A 15427-nucleotide genomic window follows, 5' to 3' on the forward strand; every position below is an offset into this window, starting at 1 on the left:
TGGATGGGAATCCCCGACCAGCTCCGCCGGGCTAGCCTGGGATCGGTCGTCGAGCGGGCGTCCCCGCGACAGCTCCGCGGATCGCCGGCGATCCGAGGAACCCCCGGGTGCGTGGCCACCCAGACGAGACGCACGCCCGCGACCCATGCGAAGAGGAGCCCGACATGCCAGCATCCTTCGTCTACGACGCGGTGCGCACTCCGTTCGGTCGTGCCGGCGGCGCCCTGTCGGGCGTGCGCCCGGACGACCTGGCGGCGGTGGTGATGCGGGCGATCGTGGAGCGGACGGGCCTCGACCCGGTGCGGATCGACGACGTGATCTTCGGCGACGCCAACCAGGCGGGGGAGGACAACCGGAACATCGGCCGGATGGGCGCCCTCCTGGCGGGGTTCCCGACCACGGTGACCGGGGTGACGGTGAACCGTCTGTGCGCGTCGAGTGTCGAGGCGGTGATCCAGGGGTCGCGGGCGATCGAGTCCGGGGATGCGGACATCGTCCTCGCGGGCGGTGTGGAGTCGATGAGCCGGGCCCCGTTCGTGGTGGAGAAGTCGCCGCGCGCGTGGCCGTCGGTCGGCAATCAGACGATGTGGAACACGTCGATCGGGTGGCGGATGGTGAACCCGAAGCTGCCGAAGCACTGGACGATCTCCAACGGGGAGTCAGCGGAGAAGATCGCTCGCGAGTGGGGCATCAGCCGGGACGCGCAGGACGCGTTCGCGGTCCGCTCGCACCGGCTCGCCGCCCAGGCCTGGGCGGACGGGGTGTACGCGGAGGAGGTCGTGCAGGTTCCCGGCGCGGAGCTGGCGCGGGACGAGGGCATCCGCGACGACACCTCGATCGAGGTCCTGGCCGGGCTGAAGGCGCTGTTCGCGGCGGACGGGTCGGTGACCGCGGGCAACTCGTCGCCGATCAACGACGGGGCGTCGGCCGTGCTGATCGGCGGGGAGGGCGCGGTGGATGCCGAGCCCCTGGCCCGCATCGCGTCCCGCGCGGCGCACGGCGTGGACCCGGACGTGTTCCCGATCGCGCCCATCGAGGCGGCGAACAAGGCACTCGCCCGCGCCGGGTACACGTGGGCCGACGTCGACCTGGTCGAGCTCAACGAGGCCTTCGCCTCGCAATCCCTCGCCTGTCTGCAGGGGTGGCCGGACCTGGACCCGGACAAGCTCAATATCCATGGTGGTGCGCTCGCGATCGGCCACCCGCTGGGCGCCTCCGGCGGTCGCATCGTCGGCCACGCCGCCCACGAGCTCGCGCGCCGCGGCTCCGGGGTCGCGGTCGCCGCGATCTGCATCGGCGTGGGTCAGGGCCTCGCCGTCGTCCTCGACCGCTGACGCACCACGCCCGTGCCCGCCGTCCCCGCCGCCGACCCGTGCCGCCCGCCGAACCTGCCGCTTCGGGCTCGGCCGTTCGACTGGGTGTTCATCGTCGTGTTCTCGCTGTTCACGGTGACGAGCATGATCAGCGACATGCTGCCGACGCTCGGCATCTCGTTCTCGCATCCGTCGTCGAACTTCTTCGTGAACTCGAACTGGTGGTACGCCCACGACACCGACCCGCTCTTCCTCCACCCGCCGGTGTGGATGCGCCTCGTGACAGGACTCTCCGCGTTCGTCTATCCGGTGTTCTACGTGACCCTGGTGATCTCGCTCGTGAAGGGCTGGAACTGGATCCAGCTGCCCTCCGTCATCTACGCGACGATGATCGCGACCATCACGGGCGTGGTCGTGTTCGGGGTCGAGTTCTTCGGCGAGCCCGAATGGGTGACCCCGAGTCCGGGCAAGTTCCTGGCGTTCAATCTGCCGTACGTGCTGCTGCCGATCGTGCTGCTCGTACGGATGCGGAAGCCGCTCCCGTTCGCCCGCCGCTTCTGAGCGAGGCGGCTCGGGCCTAAGCGAGGATGCGCGCGGCCATCGCGGTCGCCGTGCGCCGCGGCGCGACGCGCGTGAGACCCTGGAGCATCTTGTTGCGACGGCCCGAGGTGACGCTGCCGACCTTGCCGCCGTCGAGGGCTTTGAAGGTCGTCGCGATGACCTGTTCGGGGGTCTCCGAGCTGTCCTGGCTCATGCGCTCCGCGTGCAGGCCGGAGACCTCGCGGAACTCCGTCGCCGTCGCGCCCGGGCAGACCGCGAGCACCTGAACGCCCTTCGGGTGCACCTCGTAGGCGAGGGCTTCGGTGAACGAGAGGACGAACGCCTTCGTCGCGCCGTAGACCGCCATGGTGGGGCACGGCGAGAAGGCACCGGTGCTCGCGATGTTCACGACGACGCCCTTTCCGGCCGCGACCATGCCGGGCAGGAACTCGCGCGTCAGTGCCACGAGCGCGTTGACGTTGAGGTCGATCATCTCCGCGGTGCGCTCGGCATCCGCCTCGAGGAAGTCGTCGTGCAGACCGAAGCCCGCGTTGTTGACGAGGGCATGGACGTGGATGCCGCGGGCCTCGACCTCCGCACGGAGCTTCGCGGCCGCGCCGGGGGCGGCGAGGTCTGCGGGAATCACGGTCGCGGTGATCTTGTGCTTCGCGGCGAGGCGGTCGGCGAGCTCGCGGAGGCGGTCCTCGCGCCGGGCGACGAGCACGAGGTCGGCGCCGCGGCGCGCGAACTCCGTCGCATAGGCGGTTCCGAGGCCGGAGCTGGCGCCGGTGACGAGCGCGGTGGTGCCGTTGAGCTGAAGTGTCATGACAACTAAAGTAGACAGTGTCAGCATTGTTGTCAATGCCAACTTTGAGATAGGGTGATCGGGTGAGCGACCGTCCCTACCACCACGGGAATCTCCGCGCCGAACTGCTGCAGCGGGCGAAGGATGCGGTGGAGCTCGACGGCGCAGCATCCCTCTCCCTCCGCGGAATCGCGCGCGCGGCCGGGGTGAGCCATGGTGCGTCGGCCCGGCACTTCGCCGACAAGAGCGCGCTGCTCGACGCCCTCGCGGTCGACGGGTTCCGTGATCTGGATGCGGCCGTCGCCGCCGCTGCCGCGGCTCCCGGATCGTACGAGGAGCGCCTCCGCGCCATCGCGACGGCTTACGTCACGTTCGCTGTGGATCAGCCGGGTCTGCTCGCGGTGATGTACTCGGCGAAGCACGCCGAGGAGGCGAGTGAGGAGCTCATCGAGGCGAGCCACGCGGGCAAGGCTGCACTCGTCGCGTTCATCGCGGAGGCGCAGGATGCCGGCGCCATCCGGGGCGGCGACGCCGACGAGATCGCCCTCATTGCCTTCGCCGCCGCACACGGCGTGGCGACCCTGGCCACGGCGGACCTCCTCGACACGCCGACGGATGCCGCCCTCGACCTCGTGGTGACCTTCCTCTGGCGGGGCATCGCCGCCTGACCCCCTCGCCCCGTGCCCCTCCGCCACGAACGCCGCCGGCGGGTCCGACGCTTCGCACAGACGTATCAGACAGGCGGGCCATGCCTCTGGATGGGTGACACGCATCAGAGCGGAGGTGCATCATGACGACGCTGTCGATCACCCGCGGGAAGGCCAAGGCAACGGCCCCGGTCGCGCCCGCACCCGTCGAGACCCCGGCCGTTCAGCCGACGAGCGAAGCCGACCGGATGAAGCTCTGGATGACGCTCATCATCGGCGTCCTCGTCATCGCGCTCGCGAGCATCGTGGCCGCGGTCGTCCTGATCCTCATGGGCAAGTCGGATCTGGCATCAGGCGCATGGCCGATCGCCACGGCCGCCGTCGCCGGGATCGTGGGACTCTTCGCGAAGAGCCCGACCGCCGGCTGAGCACACGCGCGCGCTGAGGCTCAGCGCGACTTCTTGGGCGCCGCCGACACGTCGATGCGCTCCTGCGCGCCGAGCGACGACCACATGCTCTCGGTGCCCTTCTCGGCGTGCGCCGCGGCGCGCACCGCGCGCTCGTCCGCCCATTCGTTGAGCACGTGCCCGGCGTGGCCGCGCACGTGCTCCAGGACGGCCTCGGGCAGCCCCGCATCCTTCCGCGCGTCGCGCGCCTGCATCAGCTGCTCCAGGATGTCGCGGTTCTTGACGGGCGATCCGGATGCGGTCTTCCACCCGCGCCGAGCATGCCCCGACATCCACTTCGTATAGGTGTCGATCGCATACCGGGAGTCCGCCTGGATGACGAGCTCAGGCACGTTCGCGTGGTCGCGCAGCGCATGCAGCAGCGCGAGCAGCTCGCCGATGTTGTTGGTCCCCGAAATGAGGGAGCCGGCGGCCCAGTGGCCGTCCTCGCCGACCCAGGCCCAGCCCGTCGGTCCGGGGTTGCCCTTGCAGGCGCCGTCTGTGGCGACGGTGTAGCTGTCTGTCACGCCTCCATCCTTCCGGATGCTCGGACCGTCGCGTGCACGCCCCGACGCCGCCGTCTGTCGAGCGATGCGAAATGTGATGGCGTGTGATCGCTCACGGAAATGGCGCCGCCGTGCCCATGATGCCCGGAATATCACGGCAATCATCGCCATCCTGTGGGCTTGCCGTTATCAAACTGTTACCGCTAACATCTTGCACGGGGTGTGAATGTGAAGGCTAACATTCTGAATCACGGACCTCGGCGGTCCGCACCGCACATCCGGCACAGGGGCCGGATCGAACAAGGAGGTTTGCAGTGAAGAAGGGCATCATCGCGGGGCTCGCGCTGCTGGGCGTCGTTGCGCTCGCGGCGACGGGGTGCTCCGGCGCGGCCGACGCCAGCAACAAGGCCGGCAGCGGCTCCAACGGCAAGGTCATCACGGTGGGCTTCGCCCAGACCGGCTCCGAGAGCGGATGGCGCAGCGCCAACACCGAGTCCATGAAGGACGCCTTCTCGGCCAAGAACGGCTTCAAGCTGATCTTCAACGCCGCCGACAACAAGCCGGAGAACCAGATCGCGGCCGTCCGCAGCTTCATCAACCAGGGCGTCGACGCCATCGTCATCGCACCGGTCGTCACGACCGGCTGGGACGACGTGCTGAAGGAGGCGAAGGACGCCGACATCCCGGTCATCCTCGAAGACCGCACGATCGACGGCAGCAGCGACCTCTACAAGGCGTGGATCGGCGACGACTTCAAGAAGGAAGGCGAGACCGCCGGCGCCTGGGCCAAGTCCGCGCTCGGCGACAAGGCGACCAACATGGTGGTCCTCGAGGGCACGACCGGCTCGGCTCCCGCCATCGACCGCGCGACCGGCTTCGACTCGGCCATCTCGGGTACGAAGATCAAGACGCTCGACTCCCAGACCGGCAACTTCACGCGCGCCGACGGCAAGACCGTCATGGAGGGCTTCCTGCAGAAGTACGGCAAGGACATCAACCTTCTGTTCGCGCAGAACGACGACATGGGTCTCGGCGCCCTCGACGCGATCAAGGCTGCCGGCCTCACGCCCGGCAAGGACATCCAGATCGTCACGATCGACGCGACCCACGACGGCCTTCAGGCCCTCACCGACGGACAGTTCAACTACGTCGTCGAGTGCAACCCGCTCCTCGGCCCGAAGGTCGCCCAGACCGTGAAGCAGGTGCTGGCCGGCAAGGCGGTCGAGAAGAAGCAGACCGCGGCGGACCAGGCCTTCGACCAGGAGCAGGCCACGCAGGCCCTGCCCACCCGCAAGTACTGAGCATCCCGGGGAGGACGCGCACGCCGCGTCCTCCCCGCACTCGTGAGAAAGGCAGTCATGGTCAGCGACGACCGCCGCAGCGTCATCCGGATGCGCGGCATCACGATCGAGTTCCCCGGCGTCAAGGCGCTGCAGGAGGTCGACTTCACCCTCCGCGCCGGTGAGGTGCACACCCTCATGGGTGAGAACGGTGCCGGAAAGTCCACGCTCATCAAGGCGCTCACCGGCGTGTACCGCATCGACGGCGGCACGATCGAGGTCGACGACGAGCGGCGCGAGTTCGGCGGGACGGCGGATGCGCAGGATGCGGGCGTCTGGACCGTGTACCAGGAGGTCAACCTCTGCGCGAACCTCTCCGTCGGCGAGAACGTCATGATCGGCCAGGAGGTCCGCGGCGCGTTCGGCATCGACTGGCGGCGCACGCACGCGGCCGCCCGATCCCACCTCGAGGGCCTCGGTCTCACGATCGACCCGCGCTCGCCGCTGGCGAGCCACTCGCTCGCCGTCCAGCAGCTCGTCGCGATCAGCCGGGCCATGGTGTCCGACTGCAAGGTGCTCGTGCTCGACGAGCCGACCTCGAGCCTCGACCGCGACGAGGTCGAGCAGTTGTTCGCCGTGATGCGCGACCTGCGCGATCGCGGCGTCGCCATCCTCTTCGTCACCCACTTCCTCGACCAGGTCTACGAGATCTCCGACCGCCTGACGGTGCTCCGCAACGGTCGCCTCGTCGGCGAGTACCCGGCCGTCGATCTCGCGCGCACGCAGCTCGTCGCCCTCATGCTCGGCCGTGAGCTCGACGAGCTGGAGTCCATCGACGCCGCCGAGCGCATCATCGACCGCGACGGCGCCCCCGTGCTGCGCGCGACGGGCGTCGGGAAGCGCGGCGCGATCGAGCCGGTCGACCTCGACGTCTTCGACGGGGAGGTCGTCGGCATCGCCGGTCTGCTCGGGTCCGGTCGCACCGAGCTCGTGCGCCTGCTCTACGGCGCGGACCGGTCGGATGCCGGCGAGATCCGGGTCCACGGCGACCTCGTCCGCATCGGCACGCCGCGCGACGCCATCGACGCCCGCATCGCCTTCACCTCGGAGGACCGCCGTGAGGAGGGCATCGTCGGCGACCTCACCGTTGCGGAGAACATCGTGCTCGGCATGCAGGCCCGGCGCGGGTGGCTCCGCAAGGTCGGCAAGTCCGAGCAGGATGCCGTGGTCTCGGAGTACATCGCGGCACTCGGCATCCGTCCGGCCGACCCGAACGCCCGCGTGCGCAACCTCTCGGGCGGCAACCAGCAGAAGGTCGTGCTGGCCCGCTGGCTCGCCACCGCACCCGAGCTGCTGATCCTGGACGAGCCCACGCGCGGCATCGACGTCGGCGCGAAGGCCGACATCCAGCGCCTCGTGGCGCGCCTGTCCGCCGAGGGGATGTCGGTGCTCTACATCTCGTCCGAGCTCGAGGAGGTGCTCCGCCTCGCGCAGCGCATCGTCGTGATGCGCGATCGCCGTAAGATCGGCGAGCTGACCACCACCGCCGACACGGATGTCGACGACCTCGTCGCCATCATCGCCCAGGGCGATACGGCGCTCCCCGACGCCGCAGCGCATCTGAAGGAGGACGCGGCATGACGCTCAAGAAGATCCTCACGCACCGGCTGGCCCTGCCGATCGGTGCGCTGCTGGCCCTCGTGCTGCTGAACACGATCGCCCGCCCCTCGTTCCTGAGCATCACCGTCCGCGACGGGCAGCTCTACGGATCGATCATCGACATCCTCCGCAACAGCTCGCCGCTGATGCTCGTCTCGCTCGGCATGATGATCGTCATCGCCACGCGCGGCATCGACCTGTCGGTCGGCGCGCTGATGGCCGTCGCGGGGGCCGTGAGCCTCACGATCATCAAGGCCTCGCCGCGCCCCGACGACCTCGGGGTGCTGGCGGTCGCGATCGTGGCAGGCGTCCTGACGACGCTGTTCCTCGGTGTCTGGAACGGGTTCCTCGTGTCCGTCCTCGGCATCCAGCCCATCATCGCGACCTTGGTGCTGATGCTCGCCGGTCGCGGGATCGCCCTCCTCATCACGCAGGGCTACATCACGACGATCAACAGCGTGCCGTACCAGTTCATGGCACAGGGGTACGTGTTCGGGATGCCGTTCGCCTTCCTCGTCTCAATCGCCGTCATCGTCATCGTCGCCCTCGTCGAGCGCCGCACGGCTCTCGGGATGCTCACCGAGGCGGTCGGCATCAACCCGACGGCGAGCCGCATCGCCGGCGTCCGCTCGCGCGGGATCATCTGGGGGGCGTACGCCGCGAGCGGCCTGCTCGCCGGCATGGCGGGCGTGCTGTACAGCTCGAACATCATGGCCGCCGACGCCAACGCGGCAGGCCTGAACATCGAGGTCGACGCGATCCTCGCCGTCGTGCTCGGCGGCACGCTGCTGACCGGCGGCCGGTTCACGATCGCCGGGACGGTCATCGGCGTCTACACGATCCAGACCCTGACCTCGACGATCACCTTCCTCGGCGTCCCGCCGGCCGTGACGCCGGTCTTCAAAGCCGCGGTCATCGTCATCGTGTGCCTCGCGCAGTCCACGCGCCTGCGGTCGTGGTTCCGCTCGCGCCGCAGCCACCGCGCTCAGACCCCGACATCCACCCCCGCACCTGGGGGAGACAGCGAACAGACGCCGGCGCTCGTCGGTGCAGGCGAAGGGAAGGCGCGATGAGCGCGACGACCGCGACCACCGTCCCGACCGAAGGATCCGCCTCGGGGCTGCGCACCTTCGGCTCCCGGCACAGCGGCTGGGTGCCCGTCATCGCCGCGGTGGCGATCTTCCTCGCGATGCTGCTCGCCGGTCAGCTGTACTTCGGCACCTTCGTGTCGCCGCGCCTGCTGTCCTCGCTCTTCCTCGACAACGCGTACCTGCTGATCCTCGCGGTCGGCATGACCTTCGTCATCCTCACGGGCGGCATCGACCTCTCCGTCGGGTCGGTCATGGCCTTCACCGGCATCCTCGGTGCGCGGCTCCTGCACGAGGGGATCCCGGTCGCGCTCGTCATCCCGATCATGATCGTGAGCGGCGCCATCATCGGATCGATGACCGGCGTGCTCGTCCAGGTCTTCGATGTGCAGCCGTTCATCGCCTCCCTCGCGGCGATGTTCCTCGCCCGCGGCCTGTCGTTCGTCGTCAGCCTCGAGGCGATCCAGGTGTCGAACCCGGTGTTCGAGTGGATCCAGTCGACGCGCTTCAAGGCCGCCGGTGGCTGGTACATCACACCGAGCGTCATCCTCTCGCTCGTCGCGGTCGGAATCGCGCTGTGGATCCTCAGCCGCACGCGGTTCGGCCGCACGGTGTACGCCGTCGGCGGCAACGAGCAGTCGGCACGACTGATGGGCCTCCCGGTGGCCCGCGCGAAGTTCCTGGTCTACGTCATCAGCGGCATGTGCGCCGGTATCGCCGGGGTCGTCTTCACCGCCTACACCGGCGCCGGCTACAGCCTCAACGGCATCGGCACCGAGCTCGACACGATCGCCGCGGTGGTCATCGGCGGCACGCTCCTGAGCGGCGGCAGCGGCTACGTCCTCGGGTCGCTGTTCGGCGTGCTCGTCTACGGCCTGATCAAGGTCGCGATCAGCTTCATGGGCGCCGACACGGCATGGATGCGGATCATCATCGGCATCCTGCTGCTCGTGTTCGTGGTCGTCCAGCGACTGATCGTCGCGCGGACGCGCCGACGATGAGGAGGCGTGCACGGCGGGATGGCCCGCATCCGGCACGATAAGAGGATGCCGACGCCCGAACCGGTCATCGAAGCCCTGGGAGCCACTGTGCGCTTCCAGGGCTCGACGGCGTTGGACGGCGTCGACTTCCGCATGTTCCCGGGCGAGGTGCACTCGCTCATGGGCGAGAACGGCGCCGGCAAGTCGACGCTCATCAAGGCCCTCACCGGCGTCCTCGCCCTCGACGCCGGCATCGTGCGCCTCGAGGGCACGGAGGTCAGGTTCTCGTCGCCCGCGGAGGCCCAGCGCGCCGGCATCAGCACGGTCTACCAGGAGATCGACCTGCTGCCGAACCTCTCCGTCGCCGAGAACATCGCCCTCGGCCGCGAGCCGCGCCGGTGGGGCGGCATCGACTTCCGGCAGATGCGGAAGGACGCCGCATCCATCCTGGCCGGACTCGGCCTGCACATCGACCCGGCGTCCGCGCTCGGCTCGCACTCGCTCGCCGTGCAGCAGCTGGTCGCGATCGCCCGAGCCATCTCGACAGACCTCAAGGTGCTCGTGCTCGACGAGCCGACCTCGAGCCTCGACGTCGACGAGGTCGCCGAGCTGTTCCGCGTCATCCGCAAGCTCAAGAAGCGGGGGGTCGCGATCCTCTTCGTGTCGCACTTCCTCGATCAGGTGTACGAGATCTGCGACCGCGTCACGGTCCTGCGCGGCGGTCGGCTCGTCGGCGAGTACCTCACGAAGGAGCTGCTGCGCATCGACCTCGTCGAGAAGATGCTCGGCCGCACCCTCCCCGACCATCTGGCGCACCCGCGCACCGAGGCGCTCGGCGACGGCGAGCGCCCGCTGCTCAGCGCGCGCGGTCTGACGGTCGGCACCGGCATCGTCGACGCCGACCTCGAGCTCGCCGAGGGCGAGGTGCTCGGCGTCGCCGGCCTCCTCGGCTCGGGGCGGACGGAGCTCGCCCGCGCGCTCACCGGTGTCGATCGATGGGATGCCGGCATCCTCCGCATCGAAGGCGCGCCCCGGCGCTTCGGCCGACCGCGCCAGGCCGTGAGTCTCGGCATCGTCTACTCGTCCGAGAACCGCCGCACCGAGGGCATCATCGGCGAGCTGAGCGTGCAGGACAACATCACCCTGTCGCTCCAGGCACAGCGCGGGATCTGGCGGCGGATGCGCCGGTCGCGCCAGCGCGAGCTCGCCGCGAGCTGGGTCGAGGCGCTCGGCATCCGCCCCGCCGATCTCGATCGACCTGCCGAGACCCTGTCCGGCGGCAACCAGCAGAAGGTGCTCCTCGCGCGGCTCCTCGCACTGTCCCCGCGCCTGCTGGTGCTCGACGAGCCCACGCGCGGCATCGACGTCGGCGCGAAGGTCGAGATCCAGAACCTCGTGGGCGAGTTCGCCGACAACGGTCTCTCGGTGGTGTTCATCTCGGCCGAGCTCGAGGAGGTTCTGCGCGTGGGGCACCGCGTCGCGATCCTGCGAGGCGGACGCGTGGTCGACACCGTCGCCTCCGACGACCTCACCGTGGACTCGCTGCTGGCGATGGTCGCACAGCCCGACGACGCGGAGGAGCCCGCCCAGAGCGCCGCCGGGACGACCGGCGCCGCGGACGCGGCCTCCACCCGGCCCTCCTCGGCCGATAACGACGACGAGGAGTGACGTGACCGACGACACGCCGGCGCGCGCCGCCAACATCTTCGACGTCGCCCGTCTCGCCGGGGTCTCCCACCAGACGGTCTCCCGCGTGATCAACGACCTGCCGAACGTTCGGCCGGCGACCCGGGCGCGCGTGGAGCAGGCCATCGCGCAGCTGCGGTACAGCCCGTCGCCCGCCGCCCGTGCGCTCGTCACGCGTCGCACCCGCACGATCGGCCTCGTCACCCCGGGAGCCCTGGAGTACGGGCCGACGGCCATCGCGATGCACTTCAACGTCGCGGCCCGCGCCGCGCGTTACAACGTCGACACGGTGAGCCTGCTCGACGAGGACCCCGCCGTCGGCGTCCGCTCGGCGGTGGAGGGGCTGCTGCGCCAGCGCGTCGACGCGATCGTGCTCGTCGTGGTCGACCTCGCCGCGCTCGAGAGCGTGCGGAGCATCGACCTCTCGATCCCCGTGGTCGCCGCCGCTGCGACCCAGCGGCGCAGCCCCCACCTTGTCTCGATCGACCAGTACCGGGGCGCGCGGCAGGCCGTCCGGCATCTCGCCGAGCTCGGGCACACCCGCATCCTGCACGTCGCCGGGCCCCCGCACGCGCCGGACGCGGTGGAGCGGGTGCGCGGTTGGAGCGATGAACTGGCGGCCCGCCGCCTGGAGATCATCGGGCCCACGACGGGGGACTGGAGCGCGGCGAGCGGCTACCGCTTCGGCTCCAGCGTCGAGATCGCGCCGGGGACGGCGATCTTCGTCGCGAACGACCACATGTCCATCGGGCTGCTCTCGGCCCTGCGCGAGCGCGGTCTGCGTGTGCCGGAGGATGTCAGCGTCGTCGGCTTCGACGACGTTCCCGAGGCCGCGTACCTGTACCCGCCGCTCACGACGATCCGGCAGGACTTCGCCGCCCTCGGCCATCTCATGATGCAGAAGGTCCTGCTCGCCGTGGAGGAGCCGGACTCGCTCACCGAGGACACCCCCATCCCGACGCAGCTCGTCGTGCGGCAGTCGACGCGGGCCGTAGAGGCCTGAGCCCCGCCGTCTCGTGCGATCGGGGCCATCGGCGGAGAACGTCGCGAACTTCGGCGGCGACGTACGCGACAGCGACTGAGGCGGGCGGTCAGTGCACCGCTGTCGGCTTGACCTTCACGGGTCCGAGCCACAGGACCGTGAGCACCGCGGTGATCGCGCCCGCGGCCATGATCGACGCGAGCACCACGAGCTGGAAGCGCCCGGCCTCGAGCGGCGAGATCCCGCCGAAGATGGCACCCACGAAGGCGCCGGGCAGCACCACGAGCCCGGTCGTCTTCGTCTGGTCGATCGTCGGCACGAGCGCCTCGCGCACCGCCCGCCGCGCCTGCTCCAGTGTGGACTGGCGCGGCGTGGCGCCGAGCGCCAGCCATCCCTCGACCTCGTCCCACCGGTCGACGGTGCCCGACACGAAGTGGCGCCCCGTCAGCGTCGCGATCGACATCGCGTTGCCGATCACGATCGCGCCGATCGCCAGCGCGTAGCGCGGGGTGAGCTGCAGCGCACCGCTCGAGAAGACGACGGTCAGGGCGATGAGGATGCCGGCCGCCATCGAGGATGCGGTCATCCCTGCGGTCCGCACCGTCCACCCGATGCGTCGGGCGGCGACCGTCGAGGCGACGGAGAACATCACGACGAGCGCCAGCGCGATCCAGATCGAGCTCGAGATGATGCCCGTGAGGATCACGCTGAGGATCGCCAGCTGCAGCGCCCCGCGGAGGATCGCCGTGGCCGGCGACCACGCCCCGCGGACGCGGAACGCCAGCAGCACACCCGTTGCCAGGGCGGCGAGAACCACCACCCCCACGACCGAGGGCAGCAGCGCCAGCAGCGTCGTCATGTCAGTCCGCAGCGGCCCCGATGCGATCGGCGCGAGCGGTGCCCTCCGCCCGCGCGGCTGCCGGCGTGACCGCGCCTGCGTTGATGACGGCGTCCAGCTCGTTGATCACCTCGCGGACGTATGACGGGATGTCGAGGTGGCTGGCATCCACCTTCCCGTCGAGGTAGGCGAGCATGCCGTCGCGCAGCGCCTGGTCGCTCTGGGCCACCGCGTGGATCGTGTCGTTCGGCAGGGCGTCGCGGACCGACGCGAAGGACGTCGACACGATCGGCAGGTCGCACAGTGCCGCCTCGAGCAGCACCATCGGCTGGCCCTCGTAGCGGCTCGAGAGCACGAAGCAGTCCGCCGCCGCCATGATCGCGAAGGGGTTGCTCTGCTCGCCGCCGAGGAACGCGGCATCCGTCAATCCGAGCTCTCCGATGAGCGCCTCGAGGTCTCCGGCGAGCGGGCCGCCGCCGATGATCAGCAGGCGCGTCTCGGGGCGCTGCGCGTGCACCTTCGCGAAAGCGCGCAGCAGACGCGCCTGGTTCTTCTCCGGCGACAGCCGGCCCACCGTCACGAACCAGGTCGAGGTGCGCCCGGGGTCGGCGAGCTCCTGGGCCCACGCGGGCGGCTCGATCTCCTCATCCTCGTCGCCCTCCACGTCGTTCCAGAGGTCGAGGACCGGCACGGCGCGGCCGCGCGTCACCCGCTCGACGTTCGGCAGGTTCCGCACGGTCACGAACCGGTCGGCGGGCGCGTATTCCTCGAGCTCGGCGCGGTTGAGCTCGGTGAGCAGCGGAGAGACCGACACCAGCTGGTCGTACGAGCGATAGAGCGAGAAGACCAGCCCGAGGCTGCGGAAGAACCGCTGCTTGCCGTCCACGGTGCGGCGGCGGTCCGCGGCCATCTCGTTGTGCAGCCAGATCGCGCGGGGCATGTCGGGGGAGCGCAGCAGGAAGTTCGACCAGAACGGGCTGTAGCCGCTGAAGTCGGCGAGCCAGTCGAACCGGGCATCGCCGAGCACGCGGGTCCACTCGTCGTTCCAGAGGTCCGCATGCCGGGTGTCGGTGTGCGGCTCAGGCGTCACGCCGCGCCAGTCGTCGGCCTTGCGGCGCAGCTGGGCGACCTTCGATCCGTTCATGCCGCCGATGCGGAACACCTGGCGGACGGCAGGGTGCACGTGCCGCTGGTTCTCGCGCAGCGTCCGCCGGCGTACGAGGGGCATGAGCGCCGTCACATCGTAGGTCTCGTGGTCGATGGCGTTCAGCAGGTTGAGCACCGACGTGGTGATCCCGTTGGACTTCATGCCGCCGAGGAAGAACAGCAGGCGCTTGCGCCCGTCGGAACGTGCCCCCCGCACGCGATAGCCGTCGGTGCGTCCGCGGAACACGATGTCGACGACGCGGGATGCCGATTCCCCGTCGTCGTATCCCGTGAACCGGCTCTTCCACTCCGCGTAGCGGGGGACGAGCTGCTCACGGCCCTCCATGAGCGCACGCAGGGCCGCACCCGCCTCTGTCGCGTCGGCGATGACCGGGCCCGGAAGCTCGTCGGCGGAGAAGTAGGTACCACGGTTGTCGCTGTAGTCCTCGGCATCCGGTGTCAGGAAGACGATGGGACGGCCGGTCGCGAGGTAGTCGAAGAAGATCGACGAGTAGTCCGTCACCAGGCCGGCGGCGACGCCGAGCAATTCGTTCGTCGGAATCGTGTTGGGCACGAGCAGCCGCTGGAGGTCCGGCCGCTGCGCGGCGAGGCCGTGCACGACCTGGTGGGTCTTCAGGAACACCCGGATGCCGGCGCCCAGCGCGGCCTGCAGGGCCGCGGTCTGCGCCGCGAGCGCGTCGAGGTCGTCGGCGGGATCGCTGAACGACGTGCCGCGCCACGTGGGGGCGTACAGCACGATGGGCAGGTCGCCCGGCTCGAGGCCGTGCGCGCGCAGGGCGTCGCGCGTGCGCAGCTCCTCGCCCGGGGACAGGAACTGCCGGTCGATGCGCGGGTAGCCCTCGGTGATGATGCGGCCGGGGTAGACGTTGTACAGGCGGTACGCATCCTCGTACATGCCCTCGGCCATGAAGTCGTTGGCGGCGAGGAGGTAGTCGGCCGAGAGGAAGTTGCGCAGCGTGTTCGCCGATTCCCATCCCCCGTCGGGCATGTCGAAGCCCATGTGCTTCAGCGGCGTCCCGTGCCACGTGTTCAGGTACACCTGCCCGGGCCGCTTGCCGAACTGCGGCGGGAACGTCGCGTTGTTCACCAGGTACCGGCTCGTCGCCAGCGCCTTCCAGTAGGCGCCGGTGTCGCGCTTGACCATCCGCACGCGCGGATGGTGGCGGAACTCGGCGGCGAAGGCCGCCTCGGCTGCCGCGTCATCGAGCGCCCAGATGTGCGTCAGGCGACGGAAGTCGGGGTCGTGCAGCAGCCGGCGGAAGATCGCCTCGGGGTTGCACAGCATCCCGTTGCCGGCGAACGACTCGTACAGCACCGTGTCCGGTCGCACCGGCCGGGAGCGGTAGAACGCGTTGCGGTCGGCGGCGCCGGCGCGGCGAAGCCGGCGGGCGTTCTTCGCGACGCGCTGCCAGGCGGTGTTCATCAGTCGGGCAGGGGAGGACGGCATCCCCTCAGTCTTCCGCACTCACCTTGGAAAAACTCGGGTGCGC

The 15427-nt window shown here is 70.0% G+C and carries 14 protein-coding genes; 10 read left to right on the forward strand and 4 right to left on the reverse strand.

Annotation, left to right across the window (positions count from 1 at the left end):
• The first annotated feature begins 164 nt into the window (after positions 1-164).
• Together AC0NZN_RS09915 and AC0NZN_RS09920 are read left to right on the forward strand one after the other, a co-directional pair.
• The gene (locus AC0NZN_RS09915) at positions 165-1334 is read left to right on the forward strand and encodes a thiolase family protein (protein WP_474592132.1); all 1170 of its coding nucleotides are present in this window, start codon (positions 165-167) and stop codon (positions 1332-1334) included.
• A 12-nt stretch (positions 1335-1346) separates the two neighbouring features.
• On the forward strand, positions 1347-1874 hold the full coding sequence (locus tag AC0NZN_RS09920) for an EXPERA domain-containing protein (protein ID WP_474592133.1): 528 nt from the start codon (positions 1347-1349) through the stop codon (positions 1872-1874).
• 16 nt (positions 1875-1890) lie between these two features.
• Here AC0NZN_RS09920 and AC0NZN_RS09925 read toward each other — a convergent pair whose 3' ends face one another.
• Complete coding sequence (locus AC0NZN_RS09925) at positions 1891-2679, reverse strand: SDR family NAD(P)-dependent oxidoreductase (RefSeq protein WP_474592134.1); 789 nt, start codon at positions 2677-2679, stop codon at positions 1891-1893.
• A gap of 62 nt (positions 2680-2741) precedes the next feature.
• On the opposite strand from AC0NZN_RS09925, the gene AC0NZN_RS09930 reads away from it, so the two are divergent.
• Positions 2742-3326, forward strand: coding sequence for a TetR/AcrR family transcriptional regulator (locus tag AC0NZN_RS09930; protein WP_474592135.1), 585 nt, complete (start codon positions 2742-2744; stop codon positions 3324-3326).
• Positions 3327-3448: 122 nt separating this feature from the next.
• Positions 3449-3733: a hypothetical protein gene (locus AC0NZN_RS09935; protein ID WP_474592136.1), complete on the forward strand. Its 285-nt coding sequence runs from the start codon at positions 3449-3451 to the stop codon at positions 3731-3733.
• Positions 3734-3753: 20 nt separating this feature from the next.
• On the opposite strand, the gene AC0NZN_RS09940 is transcribed toward AC0NZN_RS09935, so the two are convergent.
• Entirely contained in the window at positions 3754-4278 is a 525-nt protein-coding gene (locus AC0NZN_RS09940) for a ribonuclease H family protein (protein WP_474592137.1), read from the reverse strand.
• Between the two features lie 293 nt (positions 4279-4571).
• On the opposite strand from AC0NZN_RS09940, the gene AC0NZN_RS09945 reads away from it, so the two are divergent.
• From AC0NZN_RS09945 to AC0NZN_RS09970, 6 genes are read left to right on the forward strand one after another with little or no spacing between them, the layout of a single operon-like run.
• The gene (locus AC0NZN_RS09945) at positions 4572-5558 is read left to right on the forward strand and encodes an ABC transporter substrate-binding protein (protein WP_474592138.1); all 987 of its coding nucleotides are present in this window, start codon (positions 4572-4574) and stop codon (positions 5556-5558) included.
• Positions 5559-5615: 57 nt separating this feature from the next.
• The gene (locus AC0NZN_RS09950) at positions 5616-7178 is read left to right on the forward strand and encodes a sugar ABC transporter ATP-binding protein (protein WP_474592139.1); all 1563 of its coding nucleotides are present in this window, start codon (positions 5616-5618) and stop codon (positions 7176-7178) included.
• Positions 7175-8269 carry an ABC transporter permease gene (locus AC0NZN_RS09955; protein ID WP_474592140.1) on the forward strand — a complete coding sequence of 365 codons (1095 nt, stop codon included), beginning with the start codon at positions 7175-7177 and terminating at the stop codon, positions 8267-8269. Before AC0NZN_RS09950 ends, AC0NZN_RS09955 begins: the two co-directional genes overlap by 4 nt.
• The gene (locus AC0NZN_RS09960; protein ID WP_474592141.1) at positions 8266-9285 is read left to right on the forward strand and encodes an ABC transporter permease subunit; all 1020 of its coding nucleotides are present in this window, start codon (positions 8266-8268) and stop codon (positions 9283-9285) included. The genes AC0NZN_RS09955 and AC0NZN_RS09960 overlap by 4 nt, the downstream gene beginning before the upstream one ends.
• Before the next feature lie 45 nt (positions 9286-9330).
• Complete coding sequence (locus tag AC0NZN_RS09965; RefSeq protein WP_474592142.1) at positions 9331-10932, forward strand: sugar ABC transporter ATP-binding protein; 1602 nt, start codon at positions 9331-9333, stop codon at positions 10930-10932.
• 1 nt (position 10933) lies between these two features.
• Positions 10934-11953 (forward strand): LacI family DNA-binding transcriptional regulator, encoded by a 1020-nt coding sequence (locus AC0NZN_RS09970; RefSeq protein ID WP_474592143.1) that lies wholly within the window; start codon positions 10934-10936, stop codon positions 11951-11953.
• A gap of 88 nt (positions 11954-12041) precedes the next feature.
• Here the strand turns inward: AC0NZN_RS09970 and AC0NZN_RS09975 are convergent, their stop codons facing one another.
• Both AC0NZN_RS09975 and AC0NZN_RS09980 read right to left on the reverse strand, forming a co-directional pair.
• Positions 12042-12791 carry an ABC transporter permease gene (locus AC0NZN_RS09975; protein ID WP_474592144.1) on the reverse strand — a complete coding sequence of 250 codons (750 nt, stop codon included), beginning with the start codon at positions 12789-12791 and terminating at the stop codon, positions 12042-12044.
• A 1-nt stretch (position 12792) separates the two neighbouring features.
• Positions 12793-15384: a CDP-glycerol glycerophosphotransferase family protein gene (locus AC0NZN_RS09980; protein WP_474592145.1), complete on the reverse strand. Its 2592-nt coding sequence runs from the start codon at positions 15382-15384 to the stop codon at positions 12793-12795.
• Between the last annotated feature and the right edge of the window lie 43 nt (positions 15385-15427).

This window comes from Microbacterium sp. sgz311019, assembly GCF_056135325.1.